21 protein-coding genes are annotated in these 23117 nt (G+C 44.8%); 18 read left to right on the forward strand and 3 right to left on the reverse strand.

Going from position 1 to position 23117, the window contains the following annotated elements:
• Positions 1 to 16 precede the first annotated feature (16 nt).
• Positions 17 to 418 carry a hypothetical protein gene (locus tag LMJ53_RS04835; RefSeq protein ID WP_229585051.1) on the forward strand — a complete coding sequence of 134 codons (402 nt, stop codon included), beginning with the start codon at positions 17 to 19 and terminating at the stop codon, positions 416 to 418.
• Here the strand turns inward: LMJ53_RS04835 and LMJ53_RS04840 are convergent.
• Positions 402 to 1238, reverse strand: coding sequence for a hypothetical protein (locus tag LMJ53_RS04840; RefSeq protein ID WP_229585052.1), 837 nt, complete (start codon positions 1236 to 1238; stop codon positions 402 to 404). The two genes, LMJ53_RS04835 and LMJ53_RS04840, sit on opposite strands and share 17 nt — an antisense overlap.
• Positions 1239 to 1506: 268 nt before the next feature.
• Between LMJ53_RS04840 and LMJ53_RS04845 the strand changes: the two genes are divergently transcribed.
• From LMJ53_RS04845 to LMJ53_RS04890, 10 genes are all read left to right on the forward strand, one after another.
• The gene (locus LMJ53_RS04845; RefSeq protein ID WP_229585053.1) at positions 1507 to 2145 is read left to right on the forward strand and encodes a DUF2959 domain-containing protein; all 639 of its coding nucleotides are present in this window, start codon (positions 1507 to 1509) and stop codon (positions 2143 to 2145) included.
• Positions 2146 to 2183: 38 nt separating this feature from the next.
• Positions 2184 to 2408 (forward strand): hypothetical protein, encoded by a 225-nt coding sequence (locus tag LMJ53_RS04850; RefSeq protein WP_229585054.1) that lies wholly within the window; start codon positions 2184 to 2186, stop codon positions 2406 to 2408.
• Positions 2409 to 2583: 175 nt separating this feature from the next.
• On the forward strand, positions 2584 to 2991 hold the full coding sequence (locus LMJ53_RS04855) for a hypothetical protein (RefSeq protein WP_229585055.1): 408 nt from the start codon (positions 2584 to 2586) through the stop codon (positions 2989 to 2991).
• A 362-nt stretch (positions 2992 to 3353) separates the two neighbouring features.
• Positions 3354 to 3581, forward strand: a complete 228-nt coding sequence (locus tag LMJ53_RS04860; protein WP_229585056.1) for a hypothetical protein — start codon at positions 3354 to 3356, stop codon at positions 3579 to 3581.
• 860 nt (positions 3582 to 4441) lie between these two features.
• The gene (locus LMJ53_RS04865) at positions 4442 to 4699 is read left to right on the forward strand and encodes a type II toxin-antitoxin system Phd/YefM family antitoxin (protein ID WP_229585057.1); all 258 of its coding nucleotides are present in this window, start codon (positions 4442 to 4444) and stop codon (positions 4697 to 4699) included.
• Entirely contained in the window at positions 4687 to 4989 is a 303-nt protein-coding gene (locus LMJ53_RS04870; RefSeq protein ID WP_229585058.1) for a type II toxin-antitoxin system RelE/ParE family toxin, read from the forward strand. Before LMJ53_RS04865 ends, LMJ53_RS04870 begins: the two co-directional genes overlap by 13 nt.
• Positions 4990 to 5427: 438 nt before the next feature.
• Complete coding sequence (gene gcvT, locus LMJ53_RS04875) at positions 5428 to 6507, forward strand: glycine cleavage system aminomethyltransferase GcvT (RefSeq protein WP_229585059.1); 1080 nt, start codon at positions 5428 to 5430, stop codon at positions 6505 to 6507.
• A gap of 60 nt (positions 6508 to 6567) precedes the next feature.
• Positions 6568 to 6954 (forward strand): glycine cleavage system protein GcvH, encoded by a 387-nt coding sequence (gcvH, locus tag LMJ53_RS04880; RefSeq protein WP_226750726.1) that lies wholly within the window; start codon positions 6568 to 6570, stop codon positions 6952 to 6954.
• Between the two features lie 305 nt (positions 6955 to 7259).
• A complete protein-coding gene (gene gcvP / locus LMJ53_RS04885; RefSeq protein ID WP_229585060.1) occupies positions 7260 to 10151 on the forward strand; it encodes an aminomethyl-transferring glycine dehydrogenase in 2892 nt (963 codons plus the stop codon).
• Positions 10152 to 10481: 330 nt separating this feature from the next.
• On the forward strand, positions 10482 to 11426 hold the full coding sequence (locus LMJ53_RS04890) for an ATP-grasp domain-containing protein (RefSeq protein WP_229585061.1): 945 nt from the start codon (positions 10482 to 10484) through the stop codon (positions 11424 to 11426).
• 271 nt (positions 11427 to 11697) lie between these two features.
• Here the strand turns inward: LMJ53_RS04890 and LMJ53_RS04895 are convergent, their stop codons facing one another.
• A complete protein-coding gene (locus LMJ53_RS04895; RefSeq protein WP_229585062.1) occupies positions 11698 to 13410 on the reverse strand; it encodes a diguanylate cyclase in 1713 nt (570 codons plus the stop codon).
• Positions 13411 to 13875: 465 nt separating this feature from the next.
• Here LMJ53_RS04895 and LMJ53_RS04900 point away from each other — a divergent pair, with 465 nt between their 5' ends.
• From LMJ53_RS04900 to LMJ53_RS04925, 6 genes are all read left to right on the forward strand, one after another.
• On the forward strand, positions 13876 to 14229 hold the full coding sequence (locus LMJ53_RS04900; protein WP_229585063.1) for a DUF1428 domain-containing protein: 354 nt from the start codon (positions 13876 to 13878) through the stop codon (positions 14227 to 14229).
• 300 nt (positions 14230 to 14529) lie between these two features.
• Positions 14530 to 16662, forward strand: a complete 2133-nt coding sequence (locus LMJ53_RS04905) for a putative bifunctional diguanylate cyclase/phosphodiesterase (protein ID WP_229585064.1) — start codon at positions 14530 to 14532, stop codon at positions 16660 to 16662.
• 158 nt (positions 16663 to 16820) lie between these two features.
• Complete coding sequence (locus tag LMJ53_RS04910) at positions 16821 to 17480, forward strand: glutathione S-transferase family protein (protein ID WP_229585065.1); 660 nt, start codon at positions 16821 to 16823, stop codon at positions 17478 to 17480.
• Between the two features lie 63 nt (positions 17481 to 17543).
• Positions 17544 to 18140 carry a DUF2238 domain-containing protein gene (locus LMJ53_RS04915; RefSeq protein WP_229585066.1) on the forward strand — a complete coding sequence of 199 codons (597 nt, stop codon included), beginning with the start codon at positions 17544 to 17546 and terminating at the stop codon, positions 18138 to 18140.
• A 354-nt stretch (positions 18141 to 18494) separates the two neighbouring features.
• Positions 18495 to 20540, forward strand: a complete 2046-nt coding sequence (locus LMJ53_RS04920; protein WP_229585067.1) for an amidohydrolase family protein — start codon at positions 18495 to 18497, stop codon at positions 20538 to 20540.
• A gap of 336 nt (positions 20541 to 20876) precedes the next feature.
• Positions 20877 to 21497 carry an SOUL family heme-binding protein gene (locus tag LMJ53_RS04925; RefSeq protein ID WP_229585068.1) on the forward strand — a complete coding sequence of 207 codons (621 nt, stop codon included), beginning with the start codon at positions 20877 to 20879 and terminating at the stop codon, positions 21495 to 21497.
• 19 nt (positions 21498 to 21516) lie between these two features.
• Here LMJ53_RS04925 and LMJ53_RS04930 read toward each other — a convergent pair whose 3' ends face one another.
• Positions 21517 to 22314, reverse strand: a complete 798-nt coding sequence (locus LMJ53_RS04930; protein ID WP_229585069.1) for a thioredoxin family protein — start codon at positions 22312 to 22314, stop codon at positions 21517 to 21519.
• Between the two features lie 163 nt (positions 22315 to 22477).
• Between LMJ53_RS04930 and LMJ53_RS04935 the strand changes: the two genes are divergently transcribed.
• Positions 22478 to 23095: a hydrolase TatD gene (locus LMJ53_RS04935; protein WP_229585070.1), complete on the forward strand. Its 618-nt coding sequence runs from the start codon at positions 22478 to 22480 to the stop codon at positions 23093 to 23095.
• Positions 23096 to 23117 lie beyond the last annotated feature (22 nt).

A 23117-nucleotide genomic window follows, 5' to 3' on the forward strand; every position in this document is an offset into this window, starting at 1 on the left:
TCATACGAGAGAATTAATGAAAGTACCTTACCTATTGAGAACGCTACTCATTGTTTTTATTATATTTAACGGGAATATTGCCGCTGATGAGCTTTATCTAACAATCGAAGAGCGCGAACAGCAGGCTGTTTTAATTGTGAGTGCTGAGGTTGTCAGTTTAGTACCGCTAAAGTTTTCAGAAGATTTGTACGCGCGAAAGGTCGCTATTCTTGCAATTCAAAATATCACCAAAGGAAATACGAACTCTGAATTTATATTAGTTTCAGTTGGCTATTATTGGCCTTATGGGATGTTGAATAGCCAAGATATTAAAGTTGAGGTAGGTATGAGAGGCACTTGGTTCCTTACTAAAGAAAAAGAAACGGGGCTATTTCAATTAAATAGCCCAAGTGATGTGGTGATTAACACATTAAACTAGCTTGATTATTTTTCTTTCTTAATTGGAAAAACATTATTAAGCAGGCAGAGAAAAACAAGATTATTGCAGGGGGTTCTGATACTGCTGCTGATCTTAAACCAAGGTTATTAACTAAATCTTGCATATTCACATTACTAAAGGCTCTATCTTTAAGTCTTTCGCCATTAGGCATTAAAGAGGGGCTCGCTCCTGTAGCCATTAGGCCCCATAGTGATTCGCCTGGGTTTATTTGTTGACCGCTAGGATGGAACTGATTCAAACCATGGCCTATCTCATGCGATAAAGTTCCGGCAATAGCATTAACTGCCTCGTTCATATCCCAAGTTCCGCCGGCTGCTAAAGTCAGTGCAGAAAAAATATTGTTGGAGAAAATAGAGCCAAAGATGTTATTTATCGTGGTTGGAAAGCGTGCAATGCCTCCAGGGCCTGAAACACAGGAAATACAAGCCACACCAAACCCATTGTGGGGGCCAGAAAGACGAGAACCCACTTGGATCGTGTAGTGATTGGGATCGATAGCTGATACATCGTCAGTTACAGCTGCTTTTACAAAATCAATATTTAATTGTTTATCGTTGCTGATAAAGCCATAAAGACTACTATTGTAAAAATCATTTCGCACGGCTGTCATAATGGCATCAGTCAGTGAGTTAAAGGTGCTTGCTGCGAATCCTGCTTGTGTCACGTCAAATGCAGATGTGGTGTTTCCCCACATATCAGTCGAGGTAGAGGTAAAATCAACTTTTATTAGTAATGCGTTAGCCGAATAACTGGTTATCGCGAACAAAAAAAGGGCCAGAAAGCTTACCTTTTTTAACATAAATCCATCCCGTTGTTTGAATTTTTAGTTTGAAATTAAACTATAGACTAAAATAGCTGTTTATTTGCCTCTTTCTTTTCTTTCGGGTGCAAACTAAAAGAGTAAGGCCTTGAACGTTGCATTGTGAAGCCGCAAAACGTTTCAAATCAGATATGCAGCTGTGTCAGGAAATTAAAGGCGTTACGCCAAAGTAAGCAGACTTAAGATTTGTTCAAATCACGTTTAGTGGTTATTATCAGATGTCTGGTTTTTGCAAAGGACTGATCTTATGCGTTATCTGTGGTTAATTTTGCCCATTTTCTTTACTTTAACGGGCTGTCAAAGCGCCTATTATTCGGCGATGGAAAAGGTTGGCGTGCATAAGCGCGATATTTTAGTTGATCGGGTAGAAGAAGCGCAGCAATCACAGCAAGAGGCGCAGCAGCAGTTTAAATCGGCGCTCGAACAGTTCAGCAGCTTAATAAAGTTCGATGGTGGCGACTTACAGCGTATGTATGAAGCGACCGACAGTGAGTTTCAAGCCTGTAGCAAAGCCGCCGCAGAGGTAAGTGGACGCATCGACAGTATCGAATCGGTAGCCGATGCGTTATTTGACGAGTGGCAAGATGAGCTGGAGCTTTACAGCAACGACAAACTGAAACGCGACAGCGCGCGCAAACTGGCTGCTACTAAGCGCCAATATACCAGTTTACTGAAAACCATGCGCCGCGCCGAAGACAGTATGCAGCCTGTGCTGGCTTCACTGCAAGATAACACCCTGTATTTAAAGCATAACCTAAACGCCAAAGCGATTGGGGCGTTAAAAGGTGAGTTTAATTCCATTCAAAAAGACATTAACCGACTGATTGCTGAAATGAATACTGCAATTAAGCAAAGCGAACAGTTTGTTGCAGCGTTAAAACAATAAATTCAACAACAGTAAATATCATTAGTCAGGAGTACGTTATGGCAGGTCAGGGCTCAGGTGGCAACGTTATCGCCGCCTTGTGTAATGTGTTTATCCCCGGGTTAGGACAGCTGGTGCAAGGCCGTATTTTAGCGGCTATCGTGTTTTTTGTTATTTGTGCTGTGGGTTATGCCACCTTTTGGTTGGTGATCCCGGCTATTGTCGCTGCCATAGCGCACTTATGGTCGATAATTGATGCGGCTAAGTTTCGACCGCTTGTTTAATACTGCTGTGGCGATACGTTTAAAAATGTGATTTTAAAGCGACTTTTCAGACAGTCGCTTTTTTGTTTTAAGGCCAAATTATAAACTCTATGCGTGGTTTTCCTATGGTTGGCCAGATAAAGCAAAAACACGGTAACGTCATCGTTAAATGGCTCGCCAATGTTAGAGAGCATTCATGAAAACAACAGAATTTGAATCAGAGTGGTGTTTACTGCAACAGCAGTTTGACAGCTACGAGAAGCATTCTCTTTATATAAAACTATTAAGCATTACGGTGGTATTAGTGGCACAGCTGGCAAGTGGGGTGAATGTTTTTATCTTGCTGCTGTTGGCAGTGCTTTGGCTACAAGATGCCATTTGGAAAACCTTTCAGTCTCGCATCGAGGCTCGGCTATTTCAGGTTGAGCAGGCTATTGCCGCGCAAGCTGAAGCCTTTGCTTTTCAGTTTAATACTGAATATCAAAAAGGCAGTTTAACCGGACTATCCCTTATGCAAGAGTATGCTCGTCAAGCCATTCGACCGACAGTGGCGTTTCCGTATATCGTATTAATACTCATGTTATCGGTGCAATGGGTAGTTTAGGTTTGGGGTTATCGCATTTAACTTCATGTCAGGGGCAGGCCTTGCTTTTTGTAGGTTCGCTTGTCAACGTTGGCCGCGGCTTTGGCAACAGTACCGAGTTTAAAAATTAAGCCCTCACCTCATTTGGTTTTTGTGTTGATGGCGCTAGCTTACATGAGCCGGGTACGGCTAAAGAAAAGGGCTTAGAAAAACAAACGTATACAGCCTTATAGCGCTTTTATTCACGCCAGTTAGCATAAGCGCTATTGCCAAAGCTGTACTAATTAGTAAGCTAGAACCTAAGCAACTTCTGCAAAAGCAGTGGCTTAGTTTGCTAGCCTCTGCGATACACCGCGCTGAACAATCAAATAAGGTAAAAGCCAATGAAGCCATCCATAACACGACTCATTTCACTGCTATTGCTGTTTGCGCTCGCTGGTTGCAGTAATAAAGCGGTCTATCAGAATTTGCAGCTTAATAAAAAGCAGCAATGTCAGCAATTACCGGTCAGCCAATATGATGAGTGTATGCGAAGTATCCCTCTAACTTACGAAGAGTATGAGCGGGAACGGCAGGAAGTGCTGAAAACGAGTAAAAAGACCAAAGACTAGCAGTTAATAGTTAATTGAAACCCCGTTAGCCTTCAAGGTCAGATACCGAGCTCTCCCAAGCTCTCAGAATTTAACGTTTTCGCCGTTGGCGAGATACTTTCTTTTGCGTCGCCAAAAGAAAGTATCCAAAGAAAATGCGACCCCACTTCCGCTCGAAAGCCCAACTGCTCATGCGCTGTCCAAGGCGAAAACGTAACTCGCGCGGCGCTACCGTCGCCGCACTCAAACACCCGTTTTCTTAAAACCTTGGACAACGATGACCAGTCGGCTCGCTCAAAGGGGAATTAAAGCCAGAGCAGTATTCGCTTAGTTGAATGATCCTTCTTTTGCCCCAAAACTTTTGGTCATTATTTAAGCGACTTAGCCTAAGCGGCTAATAAAGGGACTAAAGGGTCAGGTCTTGCTTTTTGCCTTTTCTGTCTGCTGCGTTAAAGTTAATATAGCTACGGGGGCAGATACCAAGCCTCTTAACGTTTTCGCCGTTGGCGAGATACTTTCTTTTGCGTCGCCAGAAGAAAGTATCCAAAGAAAATGCCCCTCTTCCGCTCGAAAGCCCGGCTGCTCATGCGCTGTCCAAGGCAAAAACGTCACTGACGCTATGCTTCGTCGCCGCACTCAAACCCCCCGTTTTCTTAAAACCTTGGCCAGCGATGCTCAACCGGCTCGCTGCAATGGGGAGAGTCTTAGAGGTATTCACTTAGCTGGATAGCTTTGGTAAAGAACCCTTCGGGGCCAGATACCGAGAAACACTGATAACTGTGAAGCATTCTTCGCAGTGAGTTTAGGTGCTGCCGCTTTCAGCTTGCCATGTTGATAGTGATAGAATAGTATCACTTTAGTGTTTCTTTGGAGCCTCTCAGATGAAAGTAGAACTCGTGACATCACTAAAGCGTCAAGCAACAAAGATCCTTGCCGAGCTGCACGATACGAAAGAGCCTGTACTGATCACTGAACATGGAAAACCGTCAGCTTATCTTATTGATGTAGACGATTATGCGTTTATGCAAAATCGTCTAGCAATCCTGGAAGGTATTGCTCGTGGTGAGCGCGCTTTAGCTAATGGTGAAGTTATCAGCCATCAAGATGCTAAGGACAAGATGTCAAAATGGCTGAAATAGTTTGGAGCGACTCCGCTTTATCGGATCTGAATGATATTGCTGAATACATTGCTCTTGAAAATGCAGTTGCGGCGAAACAACGGGTGCAAACCGTCTTCGCTAAAGTGGAGCGTTTAGCCGATTTTCCAGAGTATGGGCGTATTCCGCCAGAACTAGCGCATCTCAAGTATCGTGAATTGGTTGTCAACCCATGCCGTGTTTTTTACAAGTGTGATAGTGAAAAGGTGTATATTCTTTTTGTTATGCGCTCGGAAAGAGATTTGCGTTTGTTTATGCTGACTAAACTGTAGTTTTTACCCTTCGAGCCTTGAGCTTTCGGGGCCAGATAACCCGTTCCAATTTTAACTCAAAACGAGTTCTTCCAATCATACAAACAAAAGACATGCCGTTCTAAATTAAACCTAACCTCTTCATATTGATATAAGCCATCCACCAGAAACCCCGCTACAGGCCGCTAGCTGCAACAGGCTCACGCATTTGGAAGGCGGCTCAGTGAGCTTGGATCTCACAAGAGCCTTAAATTTTGCCTTAGATTTTTTGGTAAGTGGGTTTGATTCATTACAAAAAGTAATCCAAATTGGGCTGTTTACCCAAGAGGCCTTGCGGTATAATCCAGCAGTATTTTTTAGTCCAAGCTGCAGGCTTATTGCGTAACAGGCTGAAATTTAAAGCCTTTTGCTGCGATGGTTTTTCTGCTGCTGACCCTCACATTAAGTAGGAAAAAAATAATGGCTCAAAAAACCGTGTTACACGCCAGCCACCTCGCTGCCGGTGCCAAGATGGTCGATTTCTTTGGCTGGGATATGCCGATTAACTACGGCTCACAGATCGAAGAACACCACGCCGTGCGTCAATACGCGGGCATGTTTGATGTGTCGCACATGACCATAGTTGACATAACCGGTGCCAACACGCGTAATTTCCTGCGTTATTTAGTCGCCAATGATGTCGCCAAATTAACCGTGCCAGGTAAAGCCTTATACACCGGCATGTTGAATGCAGACGGCGGTGTGATTGACGATTTAATCGTATATTTCCTGCAAGAAGACTTCTTCCGTTTAGTGGTTAATTCGGCCACCCGCGAAAAAGATCTGGCGCACATCAATGCGCAAGCCAAAGCCTTCGACGTGACGGTAACAGAGCGTCCAGAATTCGCGATGATTGCCGTACAAGGCCCAAATGCGAAAGCTAAAGTTGCCACCTTATTAAATGAAAACCAACTGGCTGCCGTCGCCGGCATGAAACCCTTCTTTGGTGTGCAAGCAGGCGACTTGTTTATTGCGACCACCGGTTACACTGGCGAAGACGGTTATGAAATTGCCCTGCCAAACGAGCAAGCGGCCGATTTATGGCAGCGTTTAGTGGATGCTGGCGTAAAACCCTGTGGTTTAGGTGCGCGCGATACATTACGTTTAGAAGCCGGCATGAACTTATATGGCCAAGATATGGATGAAAGCGTATCGCCATTAGCCGCTAACATGGGTTGGACTATCGCCTGGGAACCGGCTGAGCGTGATTTTATTGGTCGTGCAGCGCTTACGCAAGCTAAAGCGGCAGGTACTGAGAAGTTGGTGGGTTTAGTGATGGAACAAAAAGGCGTGTTACGTCATGGTCAGCGCGTAGTTACCCCAGCAGGCGAAGGCGTGATTACTTCAGGGACTTTTTCACCTACACTAGGTTTTAGTATTGCGATGGCGCGCGTACCTGCTGCGACTACCGATACGGCTGAAGTGGATATTCGTGGCAAAATGGTTGCGGTTAAAGTGATCAAGCCGGCCTTTGTCCGCGCAGGAAAAAAACTCGTTTAAGCCGCAAACTGCGCACTAATTTACACCGAACTACAACATAAAACAGCTAAGGAAAATAACATGAGCAACATCCCTGCGAATTTAAAATATGCATCTAGTCACGAATGGCTGCGAGCAGACGGTGACGGTGTTTACACTGTAGGTATTACTGAGCATGCTCAAGATCTGTTAGGCGATATGGTGTTTGTTGAATTACCAGAAGTGGGTGACACTGTAGAACAAGGCGGCGATTGCGCTGTTGCTGAATCGGTTAAAGCCGCTTCTGACATCTACGCCCCCGTAGCCGGTGAAGTTATTGCGGTTAACGAAGCCTTAGCGGACTCACCAGAATTGGTAAACAGCAGCCCATACGCTGAGGGTTGGATGTTTAAAATTAAGATTGCTGATGAAGCCCAATTAGCCAGTTTGTTAGACGCTGCGGGTTACCAGAGCGCTATCGAAGAGTAATATCGGCTGTTTTAGCTGTTGGCCACCAAGCAATACAGTATCTATTTCATGATGATGCTGTATTGGTTGTTTAACGTTTCACCCGCGGCTGTTCATTATTAATGACAACGCCTGTAAAGAAAAACGGCTGATAGCGAAAACCGCAAAGTGTGCTGTGCTTATTTGGATCAATCTATTTGAGCTTACACTGCGTAAGCAACCGAGTTCGCACACTCGCATTTTTTATGTCAGCTGGCGTAGCAGCTTACACCTTAACTGCTTTGCGCCCGCTGTGACAACCGCTGCACCAATACCAGGAATTAAGCATGACCCATACCGCTGTTAAAACCCTGACGCAACTCGCTAAACACGATGAATTTATTCAGCGCCATATCGGCCCAGACAGTGCCGAAACGGCAGCCATGCTGCAAGAACTGGGCGTTGACAGCCTAGAGCAGTTAATTGCTGAAACCGTGCCAGCGAGCATCCGCTTACCTGAGCCGTTATCTATTGGTGACAGCCGCACTGAAGCCGATGCTCTAAGCTTTTTAAAAGCCGCTGCGTCAAAAAACAAAATGTATAAATCATACATTGGTATGGGGTATCACCCGACATTAACGCCAAACGTTATTCTGCGTAACGTATTAGAAAACCCGGGTTGGTACACGGCTTACACGCCTTACCAGCCTGAAATTGCTCAAGGCCGTTTAGAGTCTTTATTAAATTTCCAGCAGCTATCGTTAGATCTAACGGGTATGGAATTAGCCAGCGCTTCATTGTTAGATGAAGCCACTGCCGCAGCAGAAGCCATGGCGTTAGCCAAGCGTGTTGCTAAGAGCAAATCAAATACTTACTTTATTGCTGACGACGTACATCCACAAACTATCGACGTGGTAAAAACCCGCGCGGAAATGTTTGGTTTTGACATTATCGTTGGTAACGCTAGCGAAGCGACAGATTTAGATGTGTTTGGTGCTTTGTTACAGTACCCAAATACACGCGGTGATATTCGTGATGACAGCGCTTTAATTGCTGCTATTCAGGCGAAAAAAGCAGTGGTTGCCGTGGCTACCGATCCTATGGCATTGATGTTGTTAAAAGCGCCAGGTGAATTAGGTGCTGACGTGGTGCTAGGTTCTATGCAACGTTTTGGTGTGCCTATGTGCTACGGCGGCCCACACGCGGCTTTCTTTGCCACCCGCGATGCCTATAAGCGCTCTATGCCAGGTCGCATTATCGGTGTATCAAAAGATCGCCGTGGTAATCAAGCCCTGCGTATGGCCATGCAAACCCGCGAGCAGCATATCCGCCGCGAAAAAGCCAACTCGAACATCTGTACCGCGCAAGTATTACTGGCCAATATGGCGTCATTCTATGCGGTATATCACGGTCCACAAGGCTTAAAAGACATTGCTGAGCGTATTCATCGCAGTGCCGATATCTTTGCTGCCGGTGTTAAAGCTAAGGGTGTTAAGTTAGTTAATCACCATTGGTTTGATACAGTAAGCTTTACCGTTGCGGATCGTGCTGCCGTTATCGCCCGTGCTTTAGCTGCGGGTGTAAACTTACGCACGGACATGGCCGATTGTTTAGCCGTGAGCTTTAACGAAGCCACCAAAGCCGCTGATATTGCTGAGCTGTTTGATATCGTATTAGGCAACGGTCATGGCTTAGATGTTCAAGCCTTAGATGCCGCTATTGTGGCTGAGGGTTCAACTTCTATCCCTGCCGATTTAGCACGTACCAGTGCGGTTTTAACGCACCCGGTATTTAACCAGTATCACTCTGAAACAGAAATGCTGCGTTATATCAAAAAGTTAGAAAACAAAGATTTAGCACTGAACCACTCAATGATCAGCCTAGGTTCTTGCACCATGAAGTTAAACGCAACTGCTGAGATGATCCCGATTACGTGGCCAGAGTTTGCGTCTTTACACCCGTTCGTACCGCGCGATCAAGCCGATGGTTACTACGAGATGATTGGCGAGTTAGGCCGTTGGTTAGTTAACATCACCGGTTATGACGATATTTCTATGCAGCCAAACTCGGGTGCGCAGGGCGAATACGCCGGTATGGTCGCTATTCGTAAATATCACGAAAGCCGTGGTGAAGGTCACCGTAATATCTGTTTAATCCCAGTATCGGCGCACGGTACTAACCCAGCGACAGCAGCCATGACCAGTTACGAAGTTGTACTGGTAGATTGTGATAAATCAGGCAACATCGATATGGCTGATTTAAAAGCGAAAGCGGCGGAAGTGGGCGATCGTTTAGCCGCCATCATGGTGACTTACCCGTCAACACACGGTGTATTTGAAGAAACCATCGCTGAGCTTTGTGACGTGGTGCACTCTTATGGTGGCCAAGTATACATGGACGGCGCCAATATGAACGCGCAAGTCGGCTTAACCTCACCCGGCTTTATCGGCTCAGACGTGTCGCACTTAAACCTGCACAAAACCTTCTGTATTCCACACGGTGGTGGCGGCCCGGGTATGGGGCCTATTGGTGTAAAAAGCCATTTAGCACCGTTCTTACCGAATCACAGTATTGTCAAAATTGACAACACCGGCAGCAGCAACGGTGCGGTAGCGGCAGCACCTTTTGGTAGTGCGGGTATTCTGCCAATCAGCTGGATGTACATTGCCATGATGGGCAGTGAAGGTTTAAAACAAGCTACCGAGTACGCGATTTTAAACGCTAACTACGTAGCCAAGAAATTAAACTCACACTTCCCAGTGTTGTATGTAGGTACTAAAGGCCACGTGGCGCACGAATGTATTATCGACATTCGGCCATTAAAAGAAGCCAGCGGTATTACCGAAATGGACATTGCTAAACGCTTAATGGACTTCGGTTATCACTCACCAACGATGAGCTTCCCGGTAGCCGGCACGCTGATGATTGAACCCACAGAATCAGAAAGCAAAGCCGAGCTGGATAAGTTTATTGAAGCGATGATCACCATTCGTGCGGAAATTGCCAAAGTGGAAGCAGGCGAATGGACTGTTGATAACAACCCATTAGCCTTCGCACCACACAGTATGGAAGATATCTTCGACCCAGCATGGGATCGCGCTTACGAGCGTCAATATGCTGCCTTCCCAGTGAAGTTTGTGGCAGAAAACAAATTTTGGCCAACGGTGACCCGTATTGATGACGTGTACGGCGACCGTAACCTAATGTGTTCATGCCCAAGCCCGGAAGATTACAGGTAAGTTATTGATAAAAAAGAGGTTGCTGATCTTTCTCGTGTGATCGGTAATAATGGAAGCCCTCAAGTTTGAGGGCTTTTTTATCGCTAAAATGGTCAGTCAACGCGTATTTTCAACGCTGGCTATTGATAACGTGTAACGCAAAATGAATGCTGCAGTTGCACAGAGTAACGACATCACATTTTAATCGGCTTTGGCGTACGTGTTATCGATGCAAGCTGATTGGGCCATTTCTCAGTCAGCGTTAAGGCATCGCAGATTACCGCTGCGTTATTTATCACGTTTAGGCGACAGCCAGCACACTCTCAACTTAGTCATTAAGGGCAAGCTATCATGAGCAAGATTTACGTGTTACATGAAAACAATGAATGGACCGTGCATTTACAAAATCGACTCGATGAATTGAATTACCCTTATGAGCTATGGCATTTAGATGAAGGCATCATCGATTTAGCCAGTGAGCCACCCGAGGGTGTTTTTTATAATCGTATGAGTGCTTCTTCCCATACCCGTGATCACCGGTTTGCCCCTGAACTGGCTGGCGCAGTAATCGCTTGGCTGGAATTTCATGGCCGTAAAGTGATCAACGGCAGTGGCGCATTGCGTTTAGAGATCAGTAAAGTACATCAATACTTGGCTTTAGAAAAAGCCGGTATCGCCACGCCAAAAACCATTGCTGCGGTAGGCAAAAAACACATCATCGCCGCCGCAAGCTCGTTAGGCATGGGCTCATTTATTACCAAGCATAACCGTGCGGGCAAAGGGCAAGGTGTGCAATTATTTCACTCGGTACAGGCACTGCAAGAGTATCTTGATGGTCCGAATTTTGATGCGCCGGTGGATGGCATTACCCTTATTCAACAATATATTAAAGCGACCGAACCCTTTATCATCCGGCATGAGTTTATTGGTGGTAAGTTTTTGTATGGTGTGAAAGTGGATACCTCTGAAGGGTTTGAGCTTTGCCCAGCCGATGCCTGCTCAATAGGTGATATGTTCTGCCCAACGGATGAAAAACCGGCACAGCCCAAAGCGAAATTTGACATACTGCAAGATTATCGGCCCGCCTTTATTGAGCAGTATGAAGCTTTTTTAAAAGCGAATGGCATTGACGTTGCGGGTATCGAGGCCATTCAAGATGCTGATGGCAACAGCTATGCCTATGATGTAAATACCAACACCAATTATAATTCAGACGCTGAGGCCAAAGCGGGGCAATTTGGCATGCTTGAGCTGGCACATTACTTAAAAGCCGAGTTAGATAAATTATCTGCCTAAGTTTTCGGATCGGCTGACGCAATCTTAGTGCTAAGGTACACCTTGTCTGGATTGCGCCATTACATAAACCGCTGCTACAAGGCCGCGGTTTTTTTTTATGCTCAATGCGCCAGTTGTATCATTTAGAGAAACCTGACTCAACGCGTGCTATTTTTAACTTACTCTTTGAACCATGTCGTAAAAACCTATAGCCGTGTCGTTAAGGGGCTTAACTTAACATAGCTGAAGCTCTAGCCCTAAAAGGCATCAAGATGAATGATGCAAAGTGCGGCTAATCGGCAACAGGTGTGTTGTAACTTGTTACAACCACGGTATTTCGGCCTTTCTCTTTGGCCGAGTACAGTGCCTCATCAGCCAAAGTAATTAATTTATCCAGATCAATTTGATTTGGAGTGGCACTTACCACGCCAATACTTATCGTCACATTGCCTATGTTGTTCAGGTTAATTTTTTCAATTTGCGCTCGCAGACCATTGGCGAGTTGTTGCGCCTGATCACTATTAGTATTGGGTAAAAATATTAAAAATTCTTCGCCTCCCCAGCGCAATGGGATATCAGAATCACGTAGGCGACTTTTAATTTCTTTAGCCACCGCTTTTAGCACGCTGTCGCCTGCGGTATGACCAAATCGATCATTAATTCGTTTAAACCAATCTAAATCCATCAACATGATGCACATTGGATTATTGTGCCTTTTACCCAACTCCCAGCTCGGGTAAACAAGCTTTGAAAATGCTCGGCGGTTATACAAGTTGGTGAGCGGATCATGCAGGGCATTTCTTTCTGCGACTATTCGAGCGTCTTGCGCTAACTTAAAATTAAACCCAAGAGATATAGACAACAATGACATCTCTAATAGCATGCCTATTTCTATCCCTCGAAACGCCCATTGCGAATAAGGAATAATGCCCCAAGTGGCAAAACTAGAAATGGTTGCACCGCCGGTTCCCATAATGATTGCGGGGATAAAAAACTTGGCTAGCGGATCGTTATTTTTGTAGGCCAGGCATCCAACCACGAGCATCCAAACCGATAGGATGGTTAGCATAATCAACTGGATCATGATGATAAATGCGCGATCACCAGACAAAAATATCAGCCCCGCTATTACTAGTAAACTGGCATAGATGCGCTGCCTGTAGGCATACAAAGCGGGTAAAAAAGTCCGTGTATTCAAAAAGCCAATAGTAAACATGACTGCTGAGATCAAATAGCAAAACATGAGGCTTGGCATTAACCACTGCTGCAGGCTGACCGATCCAGACCAAAGCAGCCAAAAACCATGTCCGGTATAAGTGAAATTAAATGCAGTAAAGGCAAACAGGTAGATGGGGTAAAGTAAATATCTGATTTCTCTTAAGTGAAAATACAATGCTAAGTTGTATATCAGCAGAATCAGTAAGCCACCATACAACGCACCATAAATATATGCATTTTTGGTTAAAGCCTTGGCCATTGCCATTTCGCTGCCGATATAGATAGGAATGGTCAGAGGGTCTTCAGAGTTAATTTGAAAAAGCACATGAGACGTGCCCAGCGGAAATTCATGCGCAACCGAGGGCATGCGATCTTGGCGTGAGCGTTCTGAAAAAGGCACGTTATCGCCTGTAGACACCTGGTGAATCAATGTGTCGGCAGTAAAAAAATACAGATCAATATTATCTAACCAGGCATTATCAATTTTTATCACGCTGTGCAAAGGCGCATCAGTGACATTTTCAACAGGTAATACCGCCCAGATTGTGCTTTGGGTAAAACCGAAGCTCACTTTATTTTGAGTATTGTGAGTAAATTCATCGCGTTTGTATGCTGCAAAAGCTTGCTGCGGCGTTAAGCTGGATTTTGGGTCATCAAGTAAAAATAAACGCTCATTGACAAGCGCAATTTCAGTGTCAGTTAGTGCGGTATCTGCGATCGCTAAAAGTGACCACAAACACAATACAACGACAAAAGTTGCTCTTAAGAGCATTTGGCAGCGGTTCATAGGTAATGACGGTGATCCATTCTTACTCAACGTTATTGGGGTGAGGCATACAAGCTGTGCTGGCAAGATAGCCAATAATGGCCAACCCTCTTTTAACGACAGCCTATTATATCTAAGCCAATAAAGTAAGCGTTGGCAATATATTGTGCAATCAACGGAAACAAGCAAAAGCTTAACCCAGACCAGCAACAGTGTGTGGTAAAGTGTACTGGTACAGATCAAATTATAGCTCAGGATCTCTCACGTTTTTACATACCTAAAGATCTAACGTCTAAAGCACTGATAAAATTGAATTATTCCAATTCTTTTTCTGCATCACAAAGCAATTTGCAGCTTGTTACCAAAAGCAAAAGAGGAGCCTAGCGAAACTCCTATTAGTTAAGCCACAACAAAGTCGCCGAAAAACGGATGTTTAGACTACTATCAAGCATGTAACTTTTAATCATTGAAATAAAGGTGAACGAGATGGCTTACGTTGATGGTTTTGTGGCGGCGGTGCCTACCGCAAATAAAGAAAAATACATTGAACATGCCAAATTATCTGCGGTGGTATTTAAAGAACATGGTGCCTTGAGTATTACCGAGTCTTGGGGTGAGAGTGTGCCTGATGGTGAGCAAACGTCTTTTTTAAAAGCCGTTCAGTGCCAAGACAATGAAACTGTGGTGTTTTCGTCAGTGGTATGGCCATCGAAAGCGGCACGAGAAGCAGGCTGGGCTGCCATTATGACGGATCCACGTATGCAGCCAGAGCAAAACCCCATGCCGTTTGATGGTAAACGGTTAATTTATGGTGGCTTTGAGGTGATTTTAGAGGCTTAAAAAAGCTTAACTACAGATAAGCATCATTGTGCTTGATGCTTTTTAGCCATAGTTTGTTCAGCAAATATGGCTAGCTGCGGTTATAAAGCTTATGAGTCACGCCATATAAAGTTAAAAAAACTTGATATTGACATGTCGCTCTCTCTAAATGCGCTGCGCTAGTCTAGCCAATCACAGCGCATTTTCATAATTGCCAGTAAAAATGCTACGGTGTTGGCGTAAACCAGCTTTAATCTCCGTTTTAAGCTATGATTGTCTTGAATTGTTTAATAAAGCAATAACCTAAAAGTTGACCATGTTATGGAATTAAGTTTGTCGAGTTGTTTGAAATTAGCGCCACAAGAACTTATTGCCATAATGGAAAAAAGTTTCAGTCTCTTAGATCAAATTATTATTATTACCAATAATCCAAACCTGGATAAAGAGGGCTTAAAAATACTCTATGTGAATGCGGCTTTTTCCCGTGTTACTGGTTATGAACCCCATGAGGTTTTGTGTAAAAAGCCCTCTATTTTGCAGGGCGTGGATACATCCCCAGACGTCATCACGCAAATTCGCAACGCGATAAAAAATGAAGTGCCCTTTAATGGTGAATTACTTAACTATACCAAGTCCGGACAGGAATATTGGATAGAGTTAAATTTAACCCCCTTATCAATCAATGGTGAGCAATGCCAATATTATATTGGGCATTCGTTTGAGACAACGCGGTATAAAAAAACACGAGAAATTGCCAGTGAAAGAGAGGCAAGTTTAGATTTCGTTTTAGAGTCAGCCGGGCTTGGTTATTGGGATCTTGATTTAAAAACGAATGAAACTAAGCGTTCACTTAGACATGATAACTTGTTTGGTCATTTGACTATGCAGGAAAACTGGAGCTATGAAACCTTTCTTTCGCATATTATTGAAGAAGATAAACGTAGAGTTGACCAAGTATTTAACGAAGCCATGCGAATAGGGGGGGATTATGACGTCGAGTTTAGGTGTCGCTGGCCCGATGGTAGCATTCATTGGTTGTGGTCAAAAGGCCGCTTTATTGCCAATGAACATCATGAAGTGATCAGAGCAGCAGGTATTCAAGCTAATATTGATGAAAAAAAGAGTGCTCAAGAGAAAATATATAGCCTGGCATTTACAGATGAGTTAACCCAGCTTCCGAATCGTGCGGCGTTTAATAAAGGGTTGAAAAAACTGATCCTAAATTCAAAACCCTCAGCATTAAATGCTTTGCTGTTTATCGACCTAGACGATTTTAAAGTGGTAAACGATACCTCTGGCCACGACATAGGCGATTTATTGTTAGGAAATATCGCTAAGCGACTGAGTAATAGCCTATCGAACGTCAATATGATTGCGAGATTCGGCGGTGATGAATTTTTGATACTGGCAGAAGATATCGGTGTCACTCCTGAAACAGCCTACAGAAACGCTGAAAATTTAGGGAAAAAAATTCGTGAGCTCTTTAAACAGCCATTTTTCTGTAAAAACCATGAGTTCTATATTACTTCCAGCATTGGTATTACCCTTTTCAATGATACGGCCAGCAATAAGTTTGAACTACTTAAACAAGCGGATTTAGCACTGTATTATGCAAAATCGTGTGGTAAAAATAGATACAGCTTCTTTAATGAATCATTGCAATTAGACCTAGTGCGCCGTAATCAACTTGAAACAGATATGCGCAAGGGGCTTAGTAGGAATGAATTTTTCCTTGTTTATCAACCCAAAGTTAACTGCAATAACCAGCTAGTGGGTGCTGAAGCGTTGATTCGATGGCGCCATCCCACCCAGGGGATCATTTCTCCCGCAGAGTTTATTCCGTTGGCTGAAGATACGGGGTTAATCGTACCAATGGGGGAGTGGGTATTAACTGAAGCAATAAAGAGCATCAAGTCTTGGTCACATTTAATCATTCCATCAGAATTTAAATTATCGATTAACATTAGCCCAGTTCAATTCAACCATGAACGTTTTGTGGAACGATTTAGCTTTTTATTGAACGAATTTAATGGTTTGATGGATGCAGCGGCAAGTTTAGTATTGGAAATTACTGAAAACACGGTGATTCAAAATCTTGACGAGTCGATGTTGAAAATGACTATATTAAAAGAATTTGGCGTGACTTTCTCGTTAGATGACTTTGGTTCTGGCTTCTCGTCATTAAATTATTTAAAGCTGCTACCTATAAATGAAATTAAAATTGATAAGACCTTCATTGATGATATTGTCGAAGACCGGCGTAATGAGGTGATCCTTGAGGCAATCATTAAGATTACTCAGAAACTGAATTTAGATTTGGTTATTGAGGGGGTGGAGTCTATTGCGCAAGTCAGCCTTCTCAATGAACTTGGCGCTAAGGTTTATCAGGGCTTTTACTTTAGTAAGCCACTGTCTGAAATTGACTTTTTGAGTTATGCACAGAGCCATCGCTAATGATATTTTATAAAAAACACGCGCGTTGTTTGTCGTGCAATCAGTTATGCAGTGCAAGAATGAGGCATTTTTGATTGTTCAATAGGTGGTAACCCGCGTTAAAAATGGTTACAGGGTTAATACGCCACCCAAAATACTGTTCTTGATAAGGAATAATCATGAGTTTGATTGTTTATGGTGTGCCACTTTCACCTTTTGTTCGTAAGCTAAGGCTTTGCCTAGCTGAGAAAGCCTTAGACTATAAACTTGAAATTGTTTTACCTTTTGAGTCACCGCAGTGGTTTGCTGACTTTAACCCGCTACGGCGCATACCCGCCTTAAAAGATGGTGATATTGTGTTAGCGGACTCTAGCGTGATCTGCCAATACCTGGAAGACAAATACCCCGATAGCCTGCCATTAATGGGGCACAGCGCCGAGCAGCGAGCCAAAGTACGCTGGCTGGAAAAGTATGCTGACTATGAGTTAGCGCCGCTCAGCACCTTTACGGTATTTCAACAACGCGTGTTAAACCCCAGCAAGCAAAAGCCGGTTGATGAAGCCGCGGTGCAGCAGGCACTCACTGACACTTTACCTAAGCACTTTGTTTATCTTGAACAAACGCTCGGCGAGTCGCCATTCTTTGCCGGCGATAGCTTAACGCTGGCGGATTTAGCCTTTACCTGTCAGCTGATCAATATGGAGCATGGCGGTGAAACGCTGGATGCAGAGCGTTTTCCAAAGCTCCATTCGCTTTACTTACGGATCAAAGCTTTGCCATCGGTACAGCACGTATTAAAAGGTGAGCAGAAGATTTTAGCGTCAATTAAAGTGTCCTAAGGCGTTGGCGGTAAATGGCCATTATGCCAACGACAGGTGTTTAGCGGCTTAACATAATAAGGAGTGATAAAAATTAAGTATCTTTGGCTGAGTATTTTTAGCGCAGTATTCATTTGGTCGGGCATTACGCCTAAAGATCAGTTTACTTGGCTATTGGAGGTGGCTCCGGCGATCATCGGTTTGGTGTTGCTTATTACTACCTATCAATCGTTTCGGCTGACGCCATTACTGTACTTTTTTATTTTACTGCACTGCATTGTGCTGATGATTGGTGGGCATTACACCTATGCAGAAGTGCCTTTTTTCGATGGTTTGTTTGGCGCAGAGCGCAATAATTACGACAAAGTGGGGCATTTCTTTCAGGGCTTTGTACCGGCCTTGCTGGCAAGAGAAATTTTAATTCGTAAAGCGGTAGTCAATGGCGACGCTTGGCGTAACACTATTATTATTGCAATTTGTTTAGCGTTTAGTGCCTTTTACGAATTGATTGAATGGTGGGTAGCGCTGCTTTCGGGTGAAGACGCTGAAGCCTTTTTAGGTACTCAGGGTTATGTTTGGGATACGCAATCGGATATGGGCTTGGCCTTACTTGGGGCTATTATGGCTTTAGTGTTGCTCAGTGCGGCGCACAATAAACAATTAGCGAAATGGGTGTCATAAAATAGGCATTTACGCTCATCTGGCAGCGCAGTGAAGATAGCTTGGGTCACTAAATAGCGTGCTTAACAGTTTGCGCTAGCCAAGCAATCGATAAAAAAGCGCACAAATTGTTGTGGTACAAGCACATTTCTACCAATTGTCTTTTAATGAAGTGCACTAGCCGCGCAGCCATTGGTGTTTGGCGCAGTGCAGGATAGACTCATTTTAAGCAGCTGTGTTAGCAGAAGCGTTACCACCGCCAAGGGGCTTGCAGCACAGCGTTTAAATACACTTACCAGCTTGTATGCCCGTTGCACACTTATCCAGATGAGTTGCAGCCCATCAGTCTTTTAAAAGCCTCAAAGGAGAGCTGAAATGCGATTATTGTTATGTAGTGTCATGTTGGGCATGCTGTTTGGCTGCTCCAAACCGGCGCCAACCTCGATTAGCGAAACACCCAGCGAAGATAATTATACGGTGATGTTAAATGGCAACCGTGTTGGGCATTTGCATGTTATGACTGCCGGTAGTCAGATCAGTATTGATTATGATTATAAAAGCAATGGTCGTGGCCCTGCCTCAAAAGAGATCCTCAGTTTAGATGCGCAGGGGTTACCTACGGCATGGCAAATTAAGGGTAATACCACCTTTGGTAATAATATCAGCGAGCAGATGCAGCGCTCTGCCGAGCAAGTTAGTTGGCAAGATGCCACCGGTGCTGATCAAAAAACTGTGCCGGGTATGGCCTTGTATGTGCCACAAAATAGCAGCCCTTATAGTGCCTATATTATGGCCAAGGCGTTATTAGATACCCCAGCCAAAATGTTACCGGCCTTACCTGCAGGGCAATTATCAATAGAAAAGCTGGAAAGCCTGGTTGTTGAGAATAACGGCAGCGAATTAACAGTAAGCACTTATGCCTTATCGGGTGCAGATTTAGATCCCGATTATTTAGTGCTCGATGAGAAACTGGGGTTTTTTGCCTTTATTAACCCGCGTTTTATTGTGATCCGTGAAGGTTTTGAAGCAGAAGAAGCGCAGCTGCGTCAGCGCTCTGCGAATTATTCTACCCAACGCTTTGAAGCCATTCAGGCAGAGTTTGCCCATCGTTACGATGGCGTCGTGCGTATTCGCAATGTGCGGGTATTTCAACCAGAGCAACTCGCTTTATCTGAGCCGGTATCGGTATTAGTTAAAGACGGTCGCATTGAGCGCATTGCCCCGTTAGAGGAAGCCACACAACCGGGTGAAACCGAAATTGCCGGTAATGGCGGCAGCTTGTTACCCGGTTTATATGATATGCATGGCCATGTTGGCGATGATGATGGTTTAATGAATGTATTAGCGGGTGTTACGTCAATTCGTGACATGGGTAACTCGTTAGAGGTACTGGGTGAGTTAATCGGTAAAATTGATGCCGGTATTTTGGCTGGGCCGCGCATTTCCCGCTATGGCATGATTGAAGGTAAAAGCCCCACCAACAATAACAACGGTATTTTAGTTGAAACCGAAGCGCAGGCTTTAGCCGCAGTGCAAACCTATGCCGATAACGGTTTTCCGGGTATCAAAATTTATAACAGTATGAAAGGTGAGTGGGTACCGGCGATGGCCGAACTTGCCAAAGCGCGCGGTATGCGCGTGTCAGGTCACGTACCCGCGTTTTCTAATGCCAATGCCATGATCAAAGCCGGTTATCATGAGCTGACGCATATCAACCAAGTGATGCTCGGTTGGGTGTTACAGCCAGATGAAGATACGCGCACCTTGCTGCGCTTAACTGCCTTAGACCGCTTACCCGCGCTGGATTTAAACAGTGAGCCTGTGCAGTATACCTTGCAGCTGATGCGTGATAATAACGTTGCGATGGAGCCCACGTTAGCTATTCACGAGCGTTTGTTGTTATCGCGCAACGGTGAAACACAGCGTGCGGTGTTAGATTATATTGATAACATGCCACCGGGTGTGCAGCGCAGTGCCAAGGTGTCGATGGTGCAGGTGACAAGCCCTGAACAAGATGCGGCTTATCGCGGTGCTTACGAGCAAATTGTTAAAACATTAACCATGATGCGCGAAAAAGGCATTTTTATAGTGCCCGGTACTGATTTAGGTGGTGCTTTTACACTGCACCGTGAACTAGAACTGTATCAACAGCTTGGCTTTAGCCCTGCCGAACTGCTGAAATTAGCCAGTTACGATATGGCCAAATATATGGGGCATACTGAGCTTGGCAGTATTGAAGCGGGTAAATTAGCCGACTTCTTCTTAGTGCCGAATGATCCCACCGTCGATTTTAAAGCGATTAAAACAATTAGTTTAGTATCTCGCGGCGGCGTGTTTTATTACCCAAGCGAAGTTTATCCTAAATTAGGTATCAAACCGTTTACGGATAAACCGGCTGTGCGCACCTTAATGGTAGAATAAGCCTTAGCTTTAAAATGTGCAGCAGGGCGCGGTGTTGGCCCTACTGCCTTTATCTACTTATCTACCTATCTACCTATCTGCTGCAGTAGGGCGTTTCAGCAGCGCCTGCTGCAATCACGACACTGTTTAGACTGCCTGTTATCCTTCAGTAAAAGTATTGTTTCATCAAGCGTTGTTATGCCGAGGCCATGATACTGAGTAACCCCTCTCGTTTTTAATAAATAAAACCGCCGTGAGATTGATCGTATTGTGGCTTAAGCGCGTTGATAGCCCTAACAACCGCATGCAGCGTTTACGTTTCCCAGTTAATGCGCGTTCAATCTAAGGATATTTAACATGACATTATTAAGAACAACTCTGTTATTACTGTTGTCGCTTTTCGCGGCTAAAGCGTTGGCTATCGAAGAGGCAAAATATGCGGTTGAAGTGTCTGAGCGCGATTTTGAGCTGCGTTTGTACGAGCCGCATATTGTGGCAGAAACCGCCGTTGCAGCCGAGTTTGATGAAGCCGGTAATGTCGCGTTTCAGCGTTTGTTTAAATATATTTCGGGTAATAATGCCGCTCGGCAAGACATTGCTATGACCACACCGGTTGGTCAAGCTGCAGAAGGGCAAAAAATTGATATGACCACACCGGTCGGCCAGCAACAGCAAGCCGGGCGTTGGTTAGTCAGTTTTATGATGCCAGCAGAGTTTACGCTTGAAACCATTCCAGAGCCGCGTGATCCGCTGGTAAAAATTCGGCAAGTGCCAGCACAACGCATGGCCGCTATCACTTATTCTGGTTTTTGGAGTGAAAAGGGCTATTTGCGCCACAAAGAGAAATTGATGCAATGGATCAACGACAAGGGATACCAAGTAGCGGGTGAGCCGTCTTGGGCTCGTTATAACCCGCCATTAATGCCTTGGTTTATGCGGCGCAATGAAGTGTTAGTGCCAGTGATTGTTGCACCATAGCGCAACACAACGTGATTTTTTATTCTTTGTCCGCTTCGGCCGGTTTTAGAAAACTAAATTCGTTATAGCTTGGTATCTTTAAAGGCGAGCTAGTATCAAGCATCGCCGCTTGTTGTAGCGCTAGCACATCGGCAATAATCTGACTGCGAAACTTTTTCACCTCATTCCATACCGCGTTAAACGTCGCGCGATCGGCCAGCGGATCGGTCTCATAGGCCAGTAATAAAGGGCTTAAGTGCTGATAACCTATTGCTAAGGTGGCCGCTTGTTGCTCTTCAAAATCACGAATTTGTTGCTGCAAGGCCTCAGTTATCGCAGATTGCTGTGTTTGGGCAAATTGTTGTTTAAATTGAGTGGTTAAAAAATACTGCTGGTAGGCAGCTTCATCAAAAGAGGCGGCATTGGTCCACTGCATTAAATAGGGTTTATTCAATAGCTGGCGATTACTGGGGTCAATAATCATCACTGTCGGCGTGCCGTAATAAAGGGGTAGCTGATAGCGCGTGGTGGTGGCTTGGCCATATTGTAAATAAGCGACATCAACCAACACTATTTCAAACCGTTCGGCTAAGGCGGCAGCTAAGGTCGGCTCGGCAAAGCGTTCCAGTAACGCCACACTGTCATGACACCAGCTGGCACCCAACGCAACGAGTAACAATTTGTTTTCAGCTAAGGCTTTTTGCTCCAATACCGTTAGCGTTGGCAAGATCTGTTGTTCTGGCTGATAGCGCAAATCACTGTCTTGCGCACTGGCTGCTGGTACGGGGAACAGCAGTAAACAAAAAAGTATTAAGGCTAGCTGGGTTAATGTGCTCACAGATCACTCCAATGGCTATAAAATGGCGGTTTGTTGCTTAGCTTTTAGCATGATATCGCCCCTTTTGTCATGTAGGCTTTCAGCCGTAAGTTATAACTGCCTTGCGATGGTGGCGGCATTTTGTCATGCTGTTTGCTCTATTTAGCGGTATGCAGGAGACACTATGAGTGCCAGCCCTTTTCGATATTTTGATGATCAGCGTTTAACCCTGCAATGTGGCAGTGAACTTCCAGCAGCACAGTCGTTATTAACATTTGGCGATAACCGCACCTTATTAACGCAACTGGCTGCTGCGCCAACGGCTGAGCAACTGCTTGATGCTGCAGAGCAGGCTTATGTTGCCGGTTATGAGCAGCAAGCCTCTACCGAGTTTGAGCTGCAGGGGATGGCAATAGCGGGTATTGGTGATCCGTTATTACAGCTCGATTTATTAAAACAGGTGATACCGGCTTTTAAACAGCAACGCCATGGCGTACCGATCACGTTGGTGAGCTATGGTTTGGTCGCGGCAGACATGGCTGTAGAGCTTTGTCAGCAATTAATCGATCTTGAAGTTGAGCGCATCGAGATTTTTTTACCGGCCACCAATCCGCCCGCTTATCAGCAGCTTGTTCAGCCAAAACAGCATGGCTTTAGTGAGGTTTGCCAGTTTATTCATACCGCCAGTGACGCTGGCTTGTATGTCAGTTGTTTTGCGTATCAGCCGGTAAAACAGCAAAGCGCCTTACGTGCTTTAGCAAAAGAGTTAGGAGCACGGGATTTTGTTGTGAAACCGGGCTGAACAGGCTTCGGCACTCCGGCTG

Source organism: Rheinheimera sp. UJ51, from assembly GCF_020819615.1.
Taxonomy (GTDB): Bacteria; Pseudomonadota; Gammaproteobacteria; order Enterobacterales; family Alteromonadaceae; genus Alishewanella; species Alishewanella maricola.